Annotated in this window: 18 protein-coding genes; 8 read left to right on the top strand and 10 right to left on the bottom strand. The window is 68.4% G+C overall.

Annotation, left to right across the window (positions count from 1 at the left end; translation table 11 throughout):
- Window positions 1-21 precede the first annotated feature (21 nt).
- The 6 genes from ACZ5IK_RS04145 to ACZ5IK_RS04120 all read left to right on the top strand — a co-directional run bounded on the left by ACZ5IK_RS04145 (window position 22) and on the right by ACZ5IK_RS04120 (window position 6,584).
- Window positions 22-336, top strand: coding sequence for a type VII secretion target (locus tag ACZ5IK_RS04145; protein ID WP_101610527.1), 315 nt, complete (start codon window positions 22-24; stop codon window positions 334-336).
- Window positions 336-4,346, top strand: a complete 4,011-nt coding sequence (locus ACZ5IK_RS04140) for a hypothetical protein (RefSeq protein WP_465486474.1) — start codon at window positions 336-338, stop codon at window positions 4,344-4,346. Before ACZ5IK_RS04145 ends, ACZ5IK_RS04140 begins: the two co-directional genes overlap by 1 nt.
- Window positions 4,343-4,783, top strand: a complete 441-nt coding sequence (locus tag ACZ5IK_RS04135; protein ID WP_465486473.1) for a hypothetical protein — start codon at window positions 4,343-4,345, stop codon at window positions 4,781-4,783. The genes ACZ5IK_RS04140 and ACZ5IK_RS04135 overlap by 4 nt, the downstream gene beginning before the upstream one ends.
- Before the next feature lie 64 nt (window positions 4,784-4,847).
- On the top strand, window positions 4,848-5,300 hold the full coding sequence (locus ACZ5IK_RS04130) for a hypothetical protein (protein WP_465486472.1): 453 nt from the start codon (window positions 4,848-4,850) through the stop codon (window positions 5,298-5,300).
- Window positions 5,301-5,308: 8 nt separating this feature from the next.
- Window positions 5,309-6,175 carry a ferredoxin gene (locus ACZ5IK_RS04125; protein WP_465486471.1) on the top strand — a complete coding sequence of 289 codons (867 nt, stop codon included), beginning with the start codon at window positions 5,309-5,311 and terminating at the stop codon, window positions 6,173-6,175.
- A gap of 130 nt (window positions 6,176-6,305) precedes the next feature.
- Complete coding sequence (locus ACZ5IK_RS04120) at window positions 6,306-6,584, top strand: hypothetical protein (protein ID WP_101610531.1); 279 nt, start codon at window positions 6,306-6,308, stop codon at window positions 6,582-6,584.
- A 130-nt stretch (window positions 6,585-6,714) separates the two neighbouring features.
- Here ACZ5IK_RS04120 and ACZ5IK_RS04115 read toward each other — a convergent pair whose 3' ends face one another.
- The 5 genes from ACZ5IK_RS04115 to ACZ5IK_RS04095 all read right to left on the bottom strand — a co-directional run bounded on the left by ACZ5IK_RS04115 (window position 6,715) and on the right by ACZ5IK_RS04095 (window position 12,302).
- Window positions 6,715-7,872, bottom strand: coding sequence for a cystathionine gamma-synthase (locus tag ACZ5IK_RS04115; RefSeq protein ID WP_465486470.1), 1,158 nt, complete (start codon window positions 7,870-7,872; stop codon window positions 6,715-6,717).
- Between the two features lie 51 nt (window positions 7,873-7,923).
- Window positions 7,924-8,505 carry a hypothetical protein gene (locus tag ACZ5IK_RS04110; RefSeq protein ID WP_465486469.1) on the bottom strand — a complete coding sequence of 194 codons (582 nt, stop codon included), beginning with the start codon at window positions 8,503-8,505 and terminating at the stop codon, window positions 7,924-7,926.
- An 89-nt stretch (window positions 8,506-8,594) separates the two neighbouring features.
- Window positions 8,595-9,152: a hypothetical protein gene (locus ACZ5IK_RS04105; protein WP_465486468.1), complete on the bottom strand. Its 558-nt coding sequence runs from the start codon at window positions 9,150-9,152 to the stop codon at window positions 8,595-8,597.
- 151 nt (window positions 9,153-9,303) lie between these two features.
- Entirely contained in the window at window positions 9,304-10,698 is a 1,395-nt protein-coding gene (locus tag ACZ5IK_RS04100) for a hypothetical protein (RefSeq protein WP_465486467.1), read from the bottom strand.
- A gap of 233 nt (window positions 10,699-10,931) precedes the next feature.
- Complete coding sequence (locus ACZ5IK_RS04095) at window positions 10,932-12,302, bottom strand: cystathionine beta-synthase (protein ID WP_465486466.1); 1,371 nt, start codon at window positions 12,300-12,302, stop codon at window positions 10,932-10,934.
- A gap of 177 nt (window positions 12,303-12,479) precedes the next feature.
- Between ACZ5IK_RS04095 and ACZ5IK_RS04090 the strand changes: the two genes are divergently transcribed.
- Entirely contained in the window at window positions 12,480-13,700 is a 1,221-nt protein-coding gene (locus ACZ5IK_RS04090) for an acetyl-CoA C-acetyltransferase (RefSeq protein ID WP_465486465.1), read from the top strand.
- A 252-nt stretch (window positions 13,701-13,952) separates the two neighbouring features.
- Here the strand turns inward: ACZ5IK_RS04090 and ACZ5IK_RS04085 are convergent, their stop codons facing one another.
- From ACZ5IK_RS04085 to ACZ5IK_RS04065, 5 genes are all read right to left on the bottom strand, one after another.
- On the bottom strand, window positions 13,953-15,485 hold the full coding sequence (locus ACZ5IK_RS04085; protein WP_465486464.1) for a DHA2 family efflux MFS transporter permease subunit: 1,533 nt from the start codon (window positions 15,483-15,485) through the stop codon (window positions 13,953-13,955).
- A gap of 235 nt (window positions 15,486-15,720) precedes the next feature.
- Window positions 15,721-16,989 (bottom strand): YeeE/YedE family protein, encoded by a 1,269-nt coding sequence (locus ACZ5IK_RS04080; protein ID WP_465486463.1) that lies wholly within the window; start codon window positions 16,987-16,989, stop codon window positions 15,721-15,723.
- Window positions 16,990-17,201: 212 nt separating this feature from the next.
- The gene (locus ACZ5IK_RS04075) at window positions 17,202-17,801 is read right to left on the bottom strand and encodes an LppU/SCO3897 family protein (protein WP_465486462.1); all 600 of its coding nucleotides are present in this window, start codon (window positions 17,799-17,801) and stop codon (window positions 17,202-17,204) included.
- Between the two features lie 111 nt (window positions 17,802-17,912).
- The gene (locus tag ACZ5IK_RS04070) at window positions 17,913-18,434 is read right to left on the bottom strand and encodes an LppU/SCO3897 family protein (RefSeq protein ID WP_465486461.1); all 522 of its coding nucleotides are present in this window, start codon (window positions 18,432-18,434) and stop codon (window positions 17,913-17,915) included.
- Window positions 18,435-18,510: 76 nt separating this feature from the next.
- Window positions 18,511-19,347, bottom strand: coding sequence for a Bax inhibitor-1/YccA family protein (locus ACZ5IK_RS04065; RefSeq protein ID WP_410664602.1), 837 nt, complete (start codon window positions 19,345-19,347; stop codon window positions 18,511-18,513).
- A 315-nt stretch (window positions 19,348-19,662) separates the two neighbouring features.
- Between ACZ5IK_RS04065 and ACZ5IK_RS04060 the strand changes: the two genes are divergently transcribed.
- Window positions 19,663-21,132 (top strand): SpaA isopeptide-forming pilin-related protein, encoded by a 1,470-nt coding sequence (locus ACZ5IK_RS04060; RefSeq protein WP_465486460.1) that lies wholly within the window; start codon window positions 19,663-19,665, stop codon window positions 21,130-21,132.
- The last annotated feature ends 12 nt before the right edge of the window (window positions 21,133-21,144 follow it).

Raw genomic sequence — 21,144 nt, 5'->3', positions numbered from 1 at the left:
GCCTGGTAGAGGGGAGAAACCATGGCAGGCAAGGGTTACGAGCTCGGCGCCGACCTCGACGCGCACGCCAAGCAGGTCGACGGCATCGCCGACGGGCTGCGCACGGCGGTCGACGCCGCCCAGCAGGTGAGCATGCCGACCGACGCGTACGGCATCATCTGCCAGCCGTTCCGGATGATGCTCGACCCGGTCGAGGAGTTCGGCATCAACGCGCTGAACAAGGCCGTCGAAGCCGCGACAGCGGTGGCGAACAACGTGCGCTCGGCGTCGAACGCCTACCAGGCACAGGACGAGAACTTCGCGGCGGAATTCAAGAACGTGCAGGTGCCTGACTGATGCCCGAGGGAAACCCGCTCGTCGCGAAGGCGCCGACGGACGGCGACGGCCCTGGCCCGCTGACGGCCGGGAACAGCGAATACGGCTACGCGGCGGGCATCGGTGTCGCCGAGTCGGCCATGGACGCCTTCAACGGCATCTCGAACGGCGACTGGGTCGGCGGCGGGCTCGGCGTGCTGAGCCTCGCGGGCGAGATAGCCAGCGCCGCGATCGATCCGTTCGGTTACCTCATGTCGTCGGTGGCGTCGTTCCTGATGGAACACATGCAGCCGCTGAAGGACATGCTGGACGCGGTGGCCGGCGATCCACCGGTGATCCAGTCGTACTCCGAGACCTGGGGCAACGTCGCCAAGAAGCTGGAAGACACCCAGGTCGACCTGGCGAACAAGGTCAAGAACGGCACTTCCGGCTGGACCGGCGAGGCCGCCGACCAGTACCGCAAGCAGGCCGCGGAACAGGCGGAGGCGATCAGCGCGGCGGCGACGGTCGCGGGCGGCATCAGCACCGTCGTGATGATCTTCGGCGAGATCGTCGCGTTCGTCCGCGAATTCATCCGCCAGCTGATCGCGGACGCGGTCGGCAAGCTCATCGCGTGGGTCATGGAGACGGTGTTCTCCCTAGGTTTCGGCACGCCCATCGTGGTCGCGCAGGCCGTCACCGCGATCGCCAAGTGGGCCGCGAAGATCGCCGACAAGCTCAAGGAACTGTGCGACGCGATGCGGCGGGTCTCGCCGCTGCTCGGCAAGCTGGTCGACGTCTTCGAGAAGATCATCAAAATCTTCGGCAAGATCGCGGGCAAGATCACCGGTCTCGACGCGCTCAACCCCAAGAACATCAAGGCGGGCGGCTTCGTCCAGCGCGGTGGCCGCGGCGGCGGCTCCGGCGGGCCCGACGGCGGCGGCACGGGATCCGGCGACGGACCGGACGGCGACGGTTCCGGCAGCGGCTCCGACGACGGCTCCGGCGACTCCGGTTCCCACGGCTCCGACGGCGACTCGGATGGTTCGGGTGACTCCGGCCGCTCCGGTGACGGCTCGAGCGACTCGGGCTCAAGTGACTCCGGTTCGAGTGACTCCGGTTCGAGTGACACAGGCTCGAACGGCGACTCGCGCACCGGCGACACCCCGTCGAGCACCACCACCCGCGGTGGCGACGGCGGCTCATCGTCCACAAGGGACGGTGGCGGCTCGCCGACCCGTTCGGACAGCGGCTCTCCCAGCCGCACCGGCGATGGCGACTCACCGTCCACTTCGGACGGAAACCTCGGCAGCACACCGGACGGCGGTGGCGGCTCTCCCAGCGCCGCCCGCTCCGACGGCGGATCACCCGGCGATTCCGGCACTCCGAACCGCACACCCGACAGCGGTTCACCGAGCCCGAACCGGGCGGACAGCGGCCCGGCACCTCAGACACGGGCCGACAGCGGCGGCTCGCCCAGCCACGCACCCGACGGAGGTTCCCCGGCACCGCACACACGGACGGACACCGGCGGTTCTCCCACTCACGCACCCGACGCCCCGAACACCCGGGCCGACAGCGGCGGCGGCTCTCCCGCTCCCCACACCAGGGCCGACAGCGGCGGTTCGCCGAGCCACGCCCCGGACGGTGGATCTCCCACCCCGCACACGCGAGCGGACACCGGTGGCTCGCCCAGCCACGCACCCGACGCCCCGAACACTCGGGCCGATAGCGGCGGATCGCCCAGTCACACCGGCGACGGTGGCGGCTCGCCCCGTACGCACGGCGGTGACGGCGGCGGTTCGCCCACACCGCGTTCCGATCCGTCGCCCGGCCAGCATGGCGGCAACGACGGCGGCAGCCCCACCCGGCCGACCGACAGCGGCACGACGACCAGCGGTACCGCGCCCACAGCACCGCGCGTCGGCGACGCGGGCCCGTCACACGTTCCTTCGCAGCGCGGCGGTACCGGTGGCGACGGTTCGCCCGGTGTCCCGCCGCAGGGTCAGCCGGTCGCCGGCGGCATGCCGCCCCAGGGCGCTCCGGGTGGCACGCCCGGCGGCACCCCGGGTTCGCCCGGCGGCAGGCCGCAGGGTGGCGGCTGGACGGGTACGCCCGGCTCGCCGCGCACCCCGGACACGCACACCCCGCGCGGTCCCGACACCCACACCGGCCCCAGCCGGGGTCCCGGCCAGACCGGTCCCGGCGGACGGCCGAACCAGCCGCATCAGCCGCAGCCGGTCGCCCGTGGCAACGACTTCGGCCCAGGGGCCCAGCCGCACACCGGTACGCCCGGTACACACGGCCCCGGCAACCGGCCGGGCGGCACGGGTCCCGGCAACTCCGGCCCCGGAGGCCGCGGTCCAGGCGGTCACTCCGGGCCGCCGCGTTCGCCGGACGGTCACGGCCCCGACGGGCACGGCCCGCGCCAGGACCAGAACGGCTCACCGCACGACCGGGGTCCCGACGCCGAGCCGGACCGCCCGCTGACGCCGGACGAGGTCAACCAGCGGCATTCCGAAGGCACCCCCGCGGGCAGTTCGTACCACCGCGGCGACGGCGACATGGGCGACCTGCCGCACCGGGTCCAGCCGGATCCGGACGGCCGCTACACCGTCGACGTGCACGTGACGCCGGACGGGCACGCCCGCATCGGCAACCGCACGTACACCCCCGAGGAATTCGCGGACATCCTGCGGCGCAACGGGGACTACGACGGCCGCCCGATCAGGCTGATCGGCTGTGACGCCGGCTCGAACGATTTCGCGCGCCGTCTGTCGCGGGAACTCGACACCGAGGTGATGGCGCCGAGCAAGCCGGCGTGGACCGACTCGAACGGGCGTGTCTTCTCGTCCGATTACGAGATCGGCCCCGACGGCCGCACCCGGCCGAGGATCCCGCCGAACGGCGAATGGGACGTCCACAGCCCCGACGGCACCGCCCGCCGGGCAAGCGACGACGGCTTCACTCCGGACACCTCGCACGCGGACAAGCAGGACGTCGACGCCGAGAGCGCCCAGAGCCGCGGCGACGGCGACGACGCCGGTCATCCGCCGTACGACGACGTTCCCAAACCTCGGACGATCCGCCCGGACTCGCCGGAGTTCAACGAGCGGTTCGCCACCTGGAACCGAGGGGCCGACTCGGAGTTCGCCGGGCCGCGGGACCGGCCGGGCGGGCACGATCCGATCGACTCGCCCAAGACCATCGACGACGTCAAGCCACGTACCCGGAACAGTCAGCCGGATCCCGAAGGGGTTCCGCAGGCTCTGCGCGGTGAGAAGCCGCTGGCGATGAACGCCGAGTACAAGGTGGAGTACAAGAACGGTGCCAGCAGCCGGTTCTTCACCGACGACACCGGGAAGGTGACGCACGTCGAGACGACGCTGCCGACCTCGAAGCCCTTCCACAACCCCGACCTGCGCTACCCCCTGCAGCCCAATACGCAGTATCGCGTCCCCAACTTCCACGACCCGACAAAGCACTGGACCTTCGAAGTCGGTGACAACGGGAAGCCGAGCGCGATGACCGGCGACCCGGTCTTCAAGGGGAAACACGACGACTTCCGCGACAACACGTCGCAGAACAGGTCGGGCCAAGAAGGTAAGGCGGCCTACCAAAGTCACCCGGTGCACGGGAGCACGTACGCACACGTCGAATGGGCGGGCGGGCACTTCTCGGCGCATGAGATGGGTGGTCCCGGCGAGTACGTCAACATGCATCCCCAGATGGCCGCTTCCAACAGCGGTCACTACAGGGACAGCTGGATCCATGACGCGTCCTGGCGGGCTCAAGAGGCCGAACTGGGCAAGTTCGACGAGGTGCCCGGCCAGAAGGTCGAGAACTATCAGGTCAGGATGGAAGGCGAGAGCAACGGCATTCCGGAGAACGTGGTCATGCGCTGGCAAGAGGTCGTGTACGCCGTCGACGGTCAGGGGAATCTTCTCCCCGGACCGGTCGAGGTGTCGCGAGTGACCAGACAACGCGACTTCCCGAATGATCCTTCCAAGGTCAACTACGGCCCGGACACCCATTACGGAGCGACCCCATGACGGACGAGCTGACCACCGGTATCGCATCCGCGCTGACCGAGGCCGCGCCGGACGGCTGGGCGAAGGTCAGCCTCACCGTGTCCGCGACCGTGCTGGCCTACGACTACGCCACGGAAATCCGGCTGGCCGACGGGCGGAGCGGGGACATCGACCTGCCCGCCGAAGTACGGGGCGGGTTCCGCGAACTGCGGACCCGGATGTACGAACCAGGTCGCGGAACGTGGTTCTCGGCGAAGGTCGTGCTGACGTCCGGTCTGGCACCCGAGTTCACGTTCAACTTCGACGAAGACCCGAAATGGTGGCCGCCGTTGCATCCGACCACCTTCACCCGCGACCTGGAAACGTTCCCGCGCGACGAGCAGCACGTTCCGGCGTGGTTGCGGAATCTGGTTGCCCAAGGCACACAGCTGGAGCAGGAACGGGACACCCCGGCCTGAACCGGCACCCGTGCCATGATGGGTCACCGCTATTCCAGCGGTGACCACGAGGAGGATTTACCGGATGGCTCAATGGCCCCAGCTCGACCCCATCGCGCAGAACGAGCTTCTCGGCGAGATCACCTTGTCGGTGGTCGGTGCTTTGCCGCAGGGCTGGCGTGAGGTGATGCTGGACTACCGGGTGGTCGGCAAGAACATCGACGTCGCGGTCGGCGTGCTCGACCCGAACGGCACCTACCAGGTGTGGGAACCGTCCGTCGAGACGTGGCGCATGTTCCAGCGGCTGCGCGGCGGCATGTACCAGGAAGGCGAAGGAACCTGGTTCTCGGCCAGGCTCGTCATCGAACCCCCGTCGCGGTTCCGCGTGCAGTACAACTGGCAGAACGAACCCGACTTCCAGCCGTACCCCGCACCGGGCGAGTTCGCCCTGGAGCAGGAACGGTTCCCCCGGGGCGAGGCGTACATGCCGGACTGGTTCAAGCGTGGATTGGCCGCCTCCGGCGCCAAGACCGACTGAGGAAGACGATGACCCAGCCGCCGACGCCGTTGAGCCAGCAGCAGCAACAGCAGCTCGTCTGGCAGATCGGTCATGCCCTCGCGACTCCGCTTCCGCCTGGCTGGCAGCAGATGCGCGTCGAGTACCGGGCGGCGGGCAGGCATGTCGAGGCCGACCTGCTCGTCACCGGACAGGACGGTCTGCCGCGTCCGGTGCAGCCGAGCCCGGAAGCCGTGCAGCTGCTCGGAAACCTGCGTGCGGGGATGTACCGGCCCGGCCGCGGGACCTGGCTGAGCGCGATCCTGGTCTACGGCTCGGCGACGGTGCTCAGCACGGACTTCCTCCCGGATGTCGAGCCGCCGTGGCGGCAGGCGCCGCCTCAGATCGGGTTCCAGGACGAACTGCGGTTCTTCCCGCGGGCCGAGCAGAACATCCCGAACTGGCTGCGACAGCGAGCCGGACTCGAAGCCGCACCGCCGGCCGAGCAGCTGGTCGCCACTCCGCCGGCCGAAGCCCCGGAAGCCCTGCGCTCGCCACGGGTCTACGACGGCCTCGACGAGTCAGGCCGTCCGGTGGTGAACCGCGAGCCGCTGTCCCCCGCCGAGCGAGACCGTGTACTGGAGTACCTCGACGGCGCGCCGGTCGTGCTGGCGTCGCGGACCTACGACGCCGACGCGTTCGAGCCCGACCGGGAACCGTTGGTGCCGTTGAACTTCCGCACGGACGGCAGCTGGTACTGGCCGGGTGCGGTCGCCTACTACCTGCGCGAGCACGATGTGGCGCCCGATCCCGAACTGCTCACTCACATCCGGGCGTCGCGGTTCACCCTGCCGGAGGTCGGCGAGCCCGAACGCGAACTCGCGGTCGCCGCCATCACCGGCCAGCAGGCGTCCTGAAGCGCGGCGTTCTCAGGGCGTCAGCGACCGGAGCGCTGACCGGATGATGCCACCTGACGGATACGTCACGTGACAAGTTCACCATCCAGGTACTCTTGACGACGGCGGCGAAGGCGACCAGGGAGCGCGCATGACACGGGGGAACATCGGCAGGGCCCGGGCGACCCGTTCAGCCGGGCTGCTCCCGGTCGTGCTGGCCCTCACTTCGGCCGCTCTGCTGACCGGTGCCGCCGTCTACACGGTCGATCGCGCCGGTTGCGTGGACCCTGGCCAGTACATCCGGCACGACAACCACATCGAGCTCGTCGGTGGCTGCGTCGACGGCTCCGAACTGCCTGCCGCCCCTCAGGGCACTACGCACGAAGCGGACGCGAAGAGCGGCATCGAGCCCAGTAACTTCCGCCCGTAACCGGGCGATTCTCCCACCACACCGCGCTGACCAGTGCAAAGAGAGCAAGGGACCTTTGCTGTCATTCAGTTAGCATGGGTACGCTAACGATAGCAAAGGTCCCTTGCTCCCACCCTGGGCTCGGCGGCGGTCAGCCCAGGGCCTTGGCCAGATCGGTGACCAGGTCACTGCCGTCCTCGATGCCGACGGACAGGCGCAGCAGGTTGTCCGGCACCTCGAGGGTGGACCCGGCGGTGCTCGCGTGGGTCATCCGGCCGGGGTGCTCGATGAGCGATTCGATCCCGCCCAGCGACTCGGCGAGGATGAACAGCTTCGTCTTCGACGCGACGTCGAGCGCGGCCTGCTCACCGTCGACGTGGGTGAACGAGATCATCCCGCCGAAGCGCCGCATCTGCTTCGAAGCGATCTCGTGGCCGGGGTGTTCCGGCAGGCCCGGGTAGTAGACGCGATCGACCTTGGGGTGCTTCAGCAGCATCCGGGCGATCAGCTCGGCGTTGTCGCTGTGCCGCTCCATCCGCAGCGCGAGCGTCTTGATCCCGCGCAGGGTCAGCCACGCGTCGAACGGGCCGGGCACCGCGCCCGCCGCGTTGCGCAGGTAGAACAGCTGCTCGCGCAGCTCGTCCTCGTTGGTCAGGATCGCGCCGCCGACGACGTCCGAGTGCCCGCCGAGGTACTTGGTCGTCGAGTGCAGGACGACATCGGCACCCAGCGAAAGCGGATTCTGCAGGTACGGGGTGGCGAAGGTGTTGTCGACGACCAGGCGGGCGCCGGCGCCATGCGCGACCTCGGCCAGCGCGGCGATGTCCGCGATCCCCAGCATCGGGTTCGTCGGCGACTCGCACCAGATCAGCTTCGTCTCCGGCCGGATCGCGGCGCGGACCTCGGCGATGTTCCCCAGGTCGGCGACAGTGTGCTCGACGCCCCACAGGCTGAGCACCTTGTCGATCAGCCGGAACGTGCCGCCGTACGCGTCGTTGCCGAGCACGAGGTGGTCGCCGGGCCGCAGGGTCGCCCGCAGCAGGACGTCACTGGCCGCCATCCCCGACGAGTAGGCCAGACCGTGCCGGGCGCCTTCGAGTGCCGCGAGCGCGACCTCCAGCGCGGTGCGCGTGGGGTTCGCGGTGCGGGAGTATTCGTAGTCGCCTTCGCGCGTGCCGCCGACGCCGTCCTGCGCGTAGGTCGAGGTCTGATAGATCGGCACGATGACCGCGCCGGTCCGGGGATCAGGGGTCTGCCCGGCGTGGATCGCGCGTGTCTCGAAGCCCAGCAGAGAGTAGTCGTCGGCCATACCTCCCAGGGTACGACCACCTCCTCGAGATCCCATCGACTGGGATTGAACTCACCACTGTCCGGGTGTAGGACCCTGCTGCTGTTGCTGCTGCGGCGGGTAGCCGTGGTGAGGCGGCGGCATGATCCCCGCGGGCTGCTTCTTGGCCGCCACCCAGCGCGCGGTCGGCGGGATCAACGCCAGCACGAGGGTCGCGATCGCCGGGGCCAGGACCACGATGAGGAGCACGCCGACGCCGAACTGCAGGGTCACCCCGCTGTACGTGAAGTAGAAACCCGCGCCGATCGCCCGGAGCACGAAGGCCAGGGCCACGAAACCGAGCGTGGCCCCGGAGCCGACGACGGTGAGCACTCGCCCGGCGCCTTTGCGCAGGAGCAGCAGGATGCCACCGCTCAAAAGCAGGGCCGCGGTGAGGAGGTCGAGTATCGCGCCGACCACGAGGAACGAAATGGTGAAATGGGAGAGTTCGATGATGTGGAACGCGACGCCGGCAAGGAACCAGAGCCCGCCGAGAATCGCGAGGATCCCGGCGATGATCCCGGTGGCGCCGTTCGGTTGCCGCGGCATTCCCGGCGGCGGGTAGGCGCCGGGCGGCGGATATCCGCCGTGCGGCGGGTACTGCTGGTACGTCATCGCTCCCCCTGTCGAAACCCTCGCCTCATCCTGTCAGCCCGGCTACCGGCCCGGAAGGCGATCCTGTTTCCGCGGCTCCCGCTCAGGACTCACCAACCGCTTTGCCGGGGAGCCTCATTCTGCGGCCGGTAGGGCTGGGCCGGGGAAGGGCGCCAGCGCAGATACTTCAGGGTCGGCGGGATGATCGCGAAGATCAGCGTGAACGGGACGACCGCGAACATGACCACGCGCACGAGGGCGACGAACGTCTCGAACTCGAACTGCATGCGGAAGTACAGGCCGTAGGCCCCGTTGAACGCCAACGGTTCCATCAGCACGGCGGTGATCACCATCAGCGAACCGAGCACCAGCAGGATGGCACCCGCGACGGAGCGGAAGAACGCCGACAGCGAGCCGACCAGAAGGAGCAACGCGGCCAGCAGGTACAGCCCCAGCGCGGTGAGTACGAGACCGGGCAGATCACCGATGCTGAATCCGGACGGCAGTTCGAGGAAGAAGTAGACCGGGAGGTATCCGGCGGTGCCCGCGGCGACGAGCCCCAGCAATGCCGCGATGATCGCCGTCGCCGCGCTCGGCCGGATCTGCGGTGCGTGATAGCCGAAGTTCGCCGGTCCGGGCTGCGCGGGATATCCGTACGGACCGGTCACGTCGCCCCCATCAGCCGGGTGTGGGTTAACGGCGCTAACCCTAGCCCGGTGGACCCGCACGTGGTCGGCGAATCCGGCGACCTCGCGAAAACAGAACACCCCCGGCCGAAAGCCGGGGGTGTTCTGAGCAAAACCGTTCAGTAGCGGCGAATCACCACTGCTGCGGAGGCTGACCGGGCTGCTGACCCGGCTGGCCGAAACCGCCACCGGGCTGACCCGGCTGACCGGGCTGCTGCCCGAAGCCACCGTGCTGCTGCGGAGGCTGGCCGTAGCCGCCCTGCGGCGGCTGACCAGGCTGGCCGAATCCGCCGCTGGGCGGACCGGACTGTCCGGGCTGCTGCCCGAAACCACCGTGCTGCCCCTGCTGCGGGAAACCACCCGAAGCCGGGCCGGGCTGACCGTGCTGGCCATAGGGGCCGGGCTGCGGCTGGCCGTACGGGTTGGGCTGCCCCGGCTGGCCGAAGCCGCCCTGCGGCGGGCCGCCGAAACCACCGGGCTGGCCGCTCTGCGGCGCGCCGAGCACCGAGCCGCCGCCACCGAGACCGACGAACTGCGCGGTCGGCGGGATCAGGCCCAGCACTCCGACGATCAGGATCAGGATGCCGAAGATCAGGTGCGGCAGGCCGATCCCGATGCTGACCTCGTTCGGGACACCGTCGCCGGACGCGGTCGTGGCGCCCAGGAGCAGGATGCCGAAGAGAAGCAGCAGAGCACCGCCCGCGGTGACCGCGATCGGGACGATCTTCTTGATCGAAGCCGGGAGCTTGCTCGCCAGCGCGAGACCGGCACCGGCCGCCGTCGCGATGATCGAAGCGACCAGCAGCAGGATCACGTAAAGCCAGACGGTGCCGGGCGACGCCAAGCCGAACTGGTCGAGAAGCTTGTTCACCGCCTCCTCACCGAGCTTGGAGGACTGGCTGTCGACACCTTCGGAGAACTCGCTCGCGTCGCCGAAGTAGACGAAGCTGAAGATCAGCGCGAGAAGACCGAGGAGGCCGACGAGGCCACCGGCGATGAACCCGAACAGCGGGTTACCGCCTCCGCCACCGGCGGGAGCGGGGCTGTAGCCCTGCGGCGGTCCGCCGAAACCGGGCTGCTGGCCGAATCCGCCCTGGGGCGGTCCGCCGAAGCCCTGCTGCGGCTGGCCGTAACCGGGCTGCTGCTGCCCCTGCGACGGGTCGAACCCGCCCTGCGGGGGTCCGCCGAAGCCTTGCTGCTGACCGAAACCGCCACCCTGGGCGCCATAGGCACCCGCGGCGGGGTTGTCGGCCGCGCTCGGCGGCGGGGCGTACGGGATGGCGGGCGGCTGCGAACCCGGCGGCACGAGCTGGGTGGACTCACTGGCGGGGGTCTCCCCGCCAGGGCTCACCGGCTGCACGACCTGGGTCGCGTTCGCGTCGCCCGAACCCGGCTGGACCGGCTGCACGACCTGTGTGGGCTCCGGCGTGTCGCCGAACCCGCCACCCTGGGGCTGCTCGTACGAGGGCTGCTGCCCGTACTGCGGTTGCCCGTAGTCGGGCTGGGCCGGCTGTCCGGGCTGCACCACCTGGGTCGGTTCCGGGGAACCGAACGGGTTGTCTTGCTGCGGCTGGGGGCCACTCGGGGGTCCTTGCGGTGGCTGGGCGCCACCCCAAGGCTGATTCGGTGGCTGCGGAGCACTCATTTGGGTCTTGAACCCCCTTGACGAGGACATAAAAGTTCAACTCACCCAACACGCTATCGGATAGCCGGGTGGGCCGCTCGTAACGCCCCGGCCCGACCATCCGATGAAATGCCTCTTTACCGTCCCGCGAGAAACGCGAGCAGGTCGTGCCGGGTGACGACGCCCGCCGGCTTGCCGTCCACCAGCACCAGCGCGCCGTCGGCACCCGAGAGCGCGTTCATCGCCGAACTCACCTGTTCACCGGCGCCGATGGTCGGCAACGGCTGCGACATGTGCTGCTCGAGCCTGTCGGCCAGCTGTGCCTTGCCGGTGAAGAGTGCTTCGAGCAGATCGCGTTCGTTGACCGCGCCGACGACCTCGGCCGCCATGACCGGCGGTTCCGCGCTGACCACGGGCATCTGGCTGACGCCGAACTCGGCGAGGATCGCCACCGCTTCGGCGACCGTCTCGTTCGGGTGGCTGTGCACCAGGCTGGGCAGTGAGCCGCTCTTCTTCATCAGGACCTCGCCGACGGTCGCGCCGCTGGAGTCCGGCGGCAGGAAGCCGTAGGAGGACATCCAGCTGTCGTTGAACACCTTGGTGAGGTAGCCGCGGCCGCCGTCGGGGAGGAGCACGACCACGACGTCGTCCGGGCCGAGCCCCTCGGCGAGCTTGAGCGCGGCGGCGACGGCCATCCCGCACGAGCCGCCGACGAGCAGTCCCTCTTCGAGCGCGAGACGACGGGTGATGTCGAAGGAGTGCGCGTCCGAGACCGGGATGATCTGGTCGGCGACGTTCCGGTCGTAGGTCTCCGGCCAGAAGTCCTCGCCGACGCCCTCGACCAGGTACGGCCGTCCGGAACCGCCGGAGTACACCGAGCCTTCGGGGTCCGCGCCGATGACCTGGACGCGGCCGTCGCTGACCTCCTTGAGGTACTTGCCGGTGCCCGAGATGGTGCCGCCCGTGCCGACGCCCGCGACGAAGTGCGTGATCTTGCCCTCGGTCTGGCGCCAGAGCTCCGGACCGGTCGAGTGGTAGTGGCTGGCTGGGTTCTCCGGGTTGGCGTACTGGTTCGGCTTCCAGGCGCCCTCGATCTCACGCACGAGACGGTCGGAGACGTTGTAATAGGAGTCCGGATGTTCCGGCGCGACCGCGGTCGGGCAGACCACGACGCGGGCGCCGTAGGCCTTGAGCACGTTGCGCTTGTCCTCGCTGACCTTGTCCGGGCAGACGAACACGCACTTGTACCCCTTGCGCTGCGCCACCATGGCCAGCCCGACGCCGGTGTTGCCGGACGTCGGCTCGACGATGGTGCCGCCGGGCTTCAGCTCGCCGGAGCGCTCCGCGGCTTCGATCATCCGCAGCGCGATGCGGTCCTTGACGCTGCCGCCGGGGTTGACGTACTCGACCTTGGCCAGGATGAGCGGTTGCAGCCCCTCGGCCAGTGCGTTCAGCTTGACCAGAGGGGTGTTGCCCACGAGGTCCACGATGTGCTCGACGTAATCCACGCTGACAGCCTAAACGCCGCAGGTCGGGATGTGTCCACTCAACCGGGGGCGGGAGAACCGCACTTTCGGAGAGTGGCGTGGGTCGCGTTCGCCTTTGACCCGCACCTCCCTCCGGTGGAGGATGCGGGTGAGCAACCGCTTAGCGCGTCTGGATCGAGAACAAGGGAGTGTCGTTCCATGCCCGAAGCCGTCATCGTCTCCACCGCCCGATCCCCGATCGGCCGCGCCGGCAAGGGATCGCTGGTGAGCATCCGCCCGGACGACCTCACCGCGCAGATGGTCCGCGCCGCGCTCGACAAGGTCCCCGAACTCGACCCGGCCCAGATCGAAGACCTCATGCTGGGCTGTGGTCTCCCCGGTGGCGAGCAGGGCTTCAACATGGGCCGCACGGTCGCCGTCGAACTCGGCTACGACCACCTGCCCGGCTGCACGGTCACGCGGTACTGCTCCTCCAGCCTCCAGACCACGCGCATGGCGCTGCACGCGATCAAGGCGGGCGAAGGCGACGTGTTCATCTCCGCCGGTGTCGAGACCGTTTCGCGCTTCGCCAACGGCAGCTCGGATTCCTGGCCGAACACGCACAACCCGCTGTTCGCCGACGCCGAGGCCCGCACCGCGCAGGTGGCCTCCGAAGGTGCCGACAGCTGGAGCGACCCGCGCGAGAACGGTGTCCTCCCGGACGTCTACATCGCGATGGGCCAGACCGCCGAGAACCTCGCGCGCCTGAAGAACGTTTCGCGCGAGGAGATGGACGAGTTCGGTGTCCGTTCGCAGAACCTCGCCGAGAAGGCCATCGCGGACGGCTTCTGGGCCAAGGACATCACCCCGGTGACCCTGCCGGACGGCACCGTGGTCTCGAAGGACGACGGCCCGCGCGCCGGTGTCACCCTCGAAGGTGTTTCCGGCCTCAAACCGGTCTTCCGCCCCGACGGCCGGATCACCGCGGGCAACTGCTGCGCGCTCAACGACGGCGCCGCCGCGGTGATCATCATGTCCGACACCAAGGCGAAGGAACTCGGCCTCACGCCGCTCGCGCGCGTCGTCTCGACCGGCGTTTCGGGGCTGTCGCCGGAGATCATGGGCTACGGCCCGGTCGAGGCGTCGAAGCGTGCTCTCGCCCGTGCCGGGATGTCGGCCGGCGACATCGACCTCGTCGAGATCAACGAAGCGTTCGCCGCACAGGTCATCCCGTCGTACAAGGACCTCGGGATCGACCTCGACAAGCTGAACGTCAACGGCGGCGCGATCGCCGTCGGCCACCCGTTCGGCATGACCGGCGCGCGGATCACCTCGACGCTGATCAACTCGCTGCAGCACCACGACAAGCAGTTCGGCCTCGAGACGATGTGCGTCGGCGGCGGCCAGGGCATGGCGATGGTGCTCGAGCGGCTGTCCTAGTCTCGTCGCGCGCTGACGAAAACTCGTCGAAGGGGCGCCGTTGCACTAGTCCGCAGCGAAAGCGGTGAGGCGCCCCTTCACCGAGTTTTCGGGGCCTTCGGCCAAAAGAGGCGCGCGAGGTGAAGTCTCCGTCGGGCGCTGAGCGCCCTTTGGGAGACCTCTCGGTCACCTCAAGAACAGCAAGGGACCTTTGCTCACGTTCGTTAGCACGCTAACTGACGTGAGCAAAGGTCCCTTGCTTCCTTCCAGGCCCTAGTGGGTCATGATCGGCGGGGCCGCGGGGACCTCGCCGTCGACTCCCTCGGGCAGCGCGGGCTTGGTCTTCGGCAGGAACGCCGCCGGGATCAGGCACAGCGCGAGCAGGATCATCGACCACAGGAACGTCGTCGAGAACGCGTCCGCGGTCAGTCCCGAAGCCACCTCGTGGGTCGCCGGGTTGAACACCGCAGCCGTCGCCGCCAGCTGCCCCTGCGCGGTCGGCACGCCGAACTTCCCGGCCAGCAGCGCCGCCAGGATGATCGACAGCACCGCCGCGCCGATCGCGCCCGCGGTCTGCTGCACGATGTTCGTCGCCGTCGACGCCTTCGCCATGTCCTCCGACTTGAGCGTCTGCAACGCGGCCGAGGTGATCGGCATCATCGTCGCGCCCATGCCGAGCCCCATCACGAACAGCGCCGAGAGCAGCAGCCAGTACGGCGTCGTCGCGGTGAGCTGGGTGAAGGCGATCAGCCCGGCGAGCATCAGCACGAGACCGGGCAGCACGATCTTCCGCGAGCCGATCTTGTCCGCGAACCGGCCCGCGATCGGCATGGTCAGCATCGCGCCGAAACCCTGCGGGGCGAGCAGCAGACCGGCGTTCATCGCCGATTCACCGCGCGCCAGCACGAAGTACGTCGGCAGGAGCAGCATCGCGCCGAAGAAAGCGACGCAGAAGAAGGTCATCGTCACCATCGCGACCGAGAACGACCGGTTCTTGAACAGTTTCAGGTCGACCAGCGGGTTCGAGACCCGGCCCGCCCGGAGCACGAACGCCACCAGCAGCCCGACCCCGGCCAGCGCGGGCAGCCAGACGTCCACCGCGCCGACACCGCCCGCCGACGGGATGTTCGAAACGCCGAAGATCAGCGCGGCAAGACCCGGCGACACCATCAGCATGCCGACGAAGTCGAAGCGCTCGCTGGGTTCCGGCCGGTCCTTCGGCAGCAGGCGCCAGGCCAGGACCATGGTGATCAGGCCGATCGGCAGGTTGATGTAGAAGATCCAGCGCCAGCTCACCGCGTCGACCAGCCAGCCGCCGAGGATCGGGCCGCCGATCGGGCCGAGCAGCATCGGCACGCCGAGCACGCCCATCACGCGCCCGATCCGGTGCGGACCGGCCGCCCTGGTCAGGATCGTCATACCGGCGGGCATCAGCATGCCGCCGCCGAAACCCTGCAGGACCCGGAAGACGATCAGCGATTCGACGTCCCATGCCATGCCGGCGAGCATCGAGCCGATCAGGAACAGCCCGATCGCGGTCATGTAGAGCCGCTTCGTGCCGAACCGGTCCGAAGCCCAGCCGGTGATCGGGATGACCGTGGCCAGCGCCAGCATGTAACCGGTCGCGATCCACTGGATGGTGTCGAACGAGGTCTGGAACTCGATGGTCAGTTTCTGGAGCGCGACGTTGACGACCGTCGTGTCGAGGATCGCCATGATCGCGCCGAGGATGACGACGACGGCGACCTTGAGCACGCCCGCGTCGAGTTTGTCGCCGCCCGGCGCGGCCGGACTTTGCGTTGACATGAAAAACCCGTCCCTGAGACTCAGTGTTTCCCTCGGACGCGACAACCCCCGTGGTCGCGACTACGGAATTCGACGCCCGACGTCATCGCCAGGCCTTCCCCGACCGAGCTTGTGCATTAAGGCGCAAGCTCGGGTATGTAGCCGAGGGTAGCCGAACACGGGTTTTACATGCCAACTTTTTCCCCGTACGCGCACCGAAAAGGCAGTCCCGCATACGGGACGTCACAAAGAGTGATCAGCAGACGCTGTCCTTGGGAGCCGGGTTGCCGAGCCCGAACAGCGGTCGCAGCTTGAGCCCGATCCAGGTGCCGCCGAGCGCGAAAACACCCCACAGCCACCCGTGCAGGCTGCCGACCGAGATCCCGCCGAGGTAGGCGCCGATGTTGCAGCCGCCCGCCATCCGCGCGCCGACCCCCATCAGGATCCCGCCGAGCACCGCGGCCGCCGCGGTGCGCCACGGGATCGAGCTGTGGATCTTCCACGCGCCCGCCGCCGCGGCGGCGACCCCCGCGCCGATCATGATGCCGATGTCGGTGAGGCTGTTCTTGTCCTTCCAGATCGGACCCGCCAGCGAAGCCGCGTTCGCCTTGATCCGCCAGAACTCCCAGGTCTCCGGGTGCAGCCCGAACACCTGCAGGATCTTGGCGCCCCACAGGCTGAACGCGCTCGTGACGCCCCAGATGCCGCCGGAGACCAGGAAGACCGCGCCCGCCAGCACGCCCAGGACGACGGCGCCGACGAGGATCGGCCAGGAACCGCGGTAGATCCGGGCGAAGCCGCGCGCGGTCGGGACGACGTCGACCGGCGGCGGGTTGCGGCGCTTCTGCACGAACCGGGTGCCCAGCACGATCGCGGCGAGGACGGCGACGGTGATCGCCCACGAACCGAACCAGCCGACGTGGTCGGACAGCAGGATCCCCTTGAACTCGGGCCAGCCCGACAACAGCGGGTACGCCCACGTGTAGAGGACCGAGCCGGTGATGAACCCGCCGAGGGTCAGCACGATCGTCGACTGCCCGGAACCGACCGCGAACAGGGTTCCGGAAGCGCACGCACCGCCCAGCTGCATTCCGATGGCGAAGACCGTCGCGCCGACGAACAGCGCGAGCCCCAGGCCGCCCGCGGTCGGATTCGGTTTGCTGCCGAACAGCCCGGAGCCGGTGCCGACGATCAGCGCGATCAGGGTCGCGGCGGTGCCGAGCAGCAGCGTGTGCGCCCGCAGGCCCTGACCGTTGCCGACCGCGATCAGCTGGCGCCAAGCCGAGGTGAACCCGAAACGGGAGTGGAAGAGCGCGAGCCCGAGCAGCAGCCCGAGGATGAGCAGGACCCCGAACTTCGCCCCGTGCGCCGCCCAGACGTACCAGGTCAGGCCGATCGCGAGGACACCCGCGACAGCCAGCGGCACGATCTTGACCGGCTCCTCCGGTTGCGGGACCGGGGCGGCGCAGGAGGTCGGGAAGTCGAGGAACTTCTTCTCACCGGCTTGGGCTTCTGTCGTCGCCACCAGGACTCCAGGTCGATCGGCGGGTTGGGGACGAGCAACGTTAGGACCGGTGACCGTCCGATCGCAGCCCGTCCCACACTGTGCGACGAATGGGGGCTCACACGCGGCCGGATGGCGGCGGCGATACCAAAGGTCCCTTGCTTCCCCAGCGCGTGAAGGCCCCCTTCCCTCGGCTGAGCCGAGGGAAGGGGGCCTTCACGCGAAACGAAGGATTATTTGTCGCCCTTGATGACGCACATCGTGGTCGGCGGGGTCGAGTAGCTGATGGCGTTGGTGGCTTCAGTGCCTTCGCACGCCGCCTTGTCCGCCTGCCCCTCGGCGATCTTCACGAACTCGACCTCCTTGGCCGGGTCCGAACAAGGCACCTTCTTGTAGCCCGCGGTGCCCGCGCCGAAGTTGGTCAAGCAGTCACCCTGCTTGGCGTTGATCATCAGGCAGAGCTTGTACGAGATGCGACCGGACTGCGAGTACTCGTCGTACGGGCCTTCCGGGCAGGACTCGTTGTCGCCCACCTTCGCCGCGACCTTGACGTTGGCTTCGGCGACCCCGCAGTCGGCCTGCTTCGGGTCGGCCTTGCTGGTGAATTCGGTGACCGCGAGGCAGTCACCGACCTTGGCACCGTCGGTGCCGGTCAGGTAGTTGACCGCGTAGCCGCCGGCGACGAGGACGACGATCACGATCGGAAGCGCGAACTTCAACCACGCGAGCTTGGACCGCTTGGGCGCCGCCGGCTGCACGCCGGGAGGCGGTCCGAAAGCGTCGGGCTGTCCCACCGGCATTTGGCCCCCAGGGGCCGGCTGGGAAGTGGTCACCGAGAAACCTCACAGTTGTGAAGAGGAATGAGAACCTCGGTATCAAACACTCACCGTGATCAACCTCATGAACCGGGCCCCCGAAAGAGTGAATGGCCCTGGTCGAGGATGCTATTTGCCGCTCTTGATGCAGAGTGTCGAAGGCGGTGTCGAGTACACCTCGAGGTGGGTCGCCTGGGTGTCCTCGCAGGCTTTGTCGCTCGCGACACCGTCGGCGACCTTCACGATCTCCGCGTCCTTCGTGGGATCCGAGCAGGCCACCTTCTGGTACGCCACCGTGTCGGCCAGGAAGTTGACCAGGCAGTCGCCCTGTTTCGCGTTGATCATCATGCAGAGCTTGTACGAGGAGAACGTCCCGTCGACGGTGAGTTCGTCGTACTCGCCGTCCGGGCAGGCGACGCCGCCTTCGGTCCTCGCGCCGACCTTCGCGTTGGCCTCCGTAGAACCGCAATCCGCCTTCGCCGGATCGACGCCGACGGCGCCGAAGGTGGTGATCGCGTAGCAATCGCCCACTTCGGCGTTGTCCGTGCTGGACGTGTAGCCGACGATCCAGGTCGCGGCGCTGATCAGGACGATGGCGACCGGCACCAGGATGCCCACCCAGAACCACTTCGAACGCTTGTGCTCGGTCATGTCAGCAAGAGTATTCACCACGACGCGAAAAGGGCGCCCCGATCGCTCGGAGCGCCCTTTCACGGAGAGACGTCGGTCATTCGCGGAAGTACGACAGCAACCGCAGGATCTCGAGGTACAGCCAGACCAGCGTGGTCATCAGGCCGAAGGCGACGTACCAGGACCACTTCGACGGTGTGCCTTCGCGGATCATCCGGTCGGCCTGGTCGAAGTCGAGCAGGAAGCTGAACGCCGCGACACCGATCACCACGAGGCTGAAGATGATCGCGATCGGACCACCGTCACGCAGCGGGTTGAAATTGAAGAAAAGGCTGGTGACGAGGTTGACGAGCATCATGATCGCGACGCCGACCACGGCGCCGATGATCCACTTCGTCAGCTTCGGGGTGACCTTGACTGCACCCGTCTTGTAGACGACCAGCATCGCGATGAAGACACCGGCGGTACCGACGATCGCCTGCAGCGCGATACCGGGGTACAGCGCTTCGAACAGACCGCTGAGCGCACCGAGGAAGACACCCTCGACGGCCGAGTACGCCAGCGTGAGCGGGCCGCTCGGCATCTTCTTGAAGATGATCACCAGCGAGATCACGAGGCCGACGATCATCGAGCCGACGAGCGCGCCGATCACGGCACCGGGGATGCCCATGATCTTGCCGGACGCCGACAACGGGATCTGGCTGATCGCCCAGATCGCGGTGAGCACACCGGTCACCAGCGCGGTGCCGAGGCTCAGCGCCGTCTTGATGACGACGTCGTCGACGGTCATCGGACGGTCGTCGGCACCGGCGGAGGTCTGCGGAGGGCCGTAGCCGGGCACGCCGCCCTGGGGTTGGTTGAAGCCTACGTTGGGTCCGTACTGCGCCGCGCCACGCGGCAGGTTCCGGAACGCCGGGTTGCTACTGGATCGCACCTGATCCTCCTGGATCTACTGGCACCTGCATGGGGTTCAACGACCGCGGGGGCCGCCCGGTTCCCGTCGAAGTAAAGACGACTTTACCCACATTCCCGGCGAGACCCATCCCCCACACCGTATGCGGCGGAGATCACCGACCGTTCACCGATACCCCACCTGATGCCCTATTGCCAAAACAGCTGCTCACAGGACACCCTGCACGTTGCGTGTTCGGATAATCACCGAAGGCGTGTCGGGGAACCTATCGATCGTGTGACCTGCATCGACGTAAAAGGCGCCGGGGCAGAGCACGGCCAAAGGAGTCAACACACCATGGGGTGGACCACACGCCCGAGCGTGCGTTCGCGCGCCTTGACCAGCCTGATCGCGACGTGCCTGCTCGGCGCCCTGTCCGCCACCGTCGCGGTGACACCGGCCTCAGCCGCACCGAAGCAGGAGGGTGTCGGCTACGAAGTCACACCTGGCCAGCCCCACAAGGCCGCGACCGGCAGAGACTGGCTCGGTTCCTACGTCGTGAACGGCAAGCACGTGTTCTGTGTTTCCTTCCAGCTGAAGGCGCCGGGCACGGACGAGGCGTACAAGCCCGGCGACGAGCTGCTCGACAAATGGGGCCAGAAGCTGCCTGCTGACGTCGCGGCCAACATCTCCTATCTTCTGCTGCGCTACGGCGCGGCGGAGAACAAAGCCGATTCCGCCGCGCTGGCACACCTGCTCCACTCGTGGACGTCCAAGCCCCGCACTCCTGCCGATCTCAACCCGAACCGGAACCCGGACGAGCTCGGCTACGACGTCGGTTTCCATCTGGAGAGGCTGAAGGCACAGCACTCCGACGCCGCCGCGGCCGTCGAGAAGCTGACCAAGGACGCCGAGGCCAACCGGGGACCTTGGACCACCGCCATCACGCCGCCGAAGGAAGACCAGCACATCGGCACCGCGGGCGAGTGGACGATCAGCGTCAAGAACGCCAACGGCAAGGGCATCTCCGGGGTGCCGGTGAAGCTCACGCCTTCGAACGCGACCGTCGACGGCGGTGAGACCACCAAACCCGCGTCGACCTCGACCGCCAAGGCCGAGAAGGCCACCACGGTGAAGACCGGTGAGGACGGCACGGTCGCGGTCAAGGTGACGCCGACCGGTGACCAGCCGAAGCTGGCCAGCTCGCTGTCCGCCCCCGCGGACCGGCCGTACGTGCAGTTCCCGGTCGACACCGGTGTGCAGAAGGTCGTCTCGACCGGTGGCGAGAAGGAACTGAAGGCGCAAGGTGTCGCCGTCGTCTCGAAGCCGGGCAAGGTCCAGGTGACCAAGGTCGACGCGAAGACCGGCAAGGGCATCGCGGGCGCCGCGCTGCGGATCACCGCCAAGGACAAGTCCGCCGCCGCTCTCGGCCAGGACGGCAAGCCGCTCAACGGCGCCGACGGCAAGCCCGCCGTCGTCACCACCGAAGGCGAGACCGGGACGGTCACCGTGGAGAACCTGCGGACCCCGCAGGAGATCTGCGTGGTCGAGGTCAACGCGCCGCCGGGCTACACCAACGCGTTCGACCCGAAGAATCCGCCGTCCGCCTGCGGCGAGGTCAAGCCGGGTGAGACGCTGGCGCTCAAGGTCGCCAACACGCCCAACGAGGTACCTCGCACCATTCCCGCCGGCGACCGGCCGGTGGCGATGATGCAGGGCACCGTCGAGAACTCGGCGTCGACCGCCGGGATCCTCGGCGTCGGCGCGCTCGCGCTGCTCGGTTCGCTGATGGTGGGCGTGGCCGCGCGGCGGTCTTCGCGACGCTAAAGAGGGTTCAGG

It is taken from the genome of Amycolatopsis sp. NPDC031561 (assembly GCF_055580625.1).
Note: the sequence above shows the minus strand (reverse complement) of the source record. Positions and strands in the feature narration are given on the sequence as shown.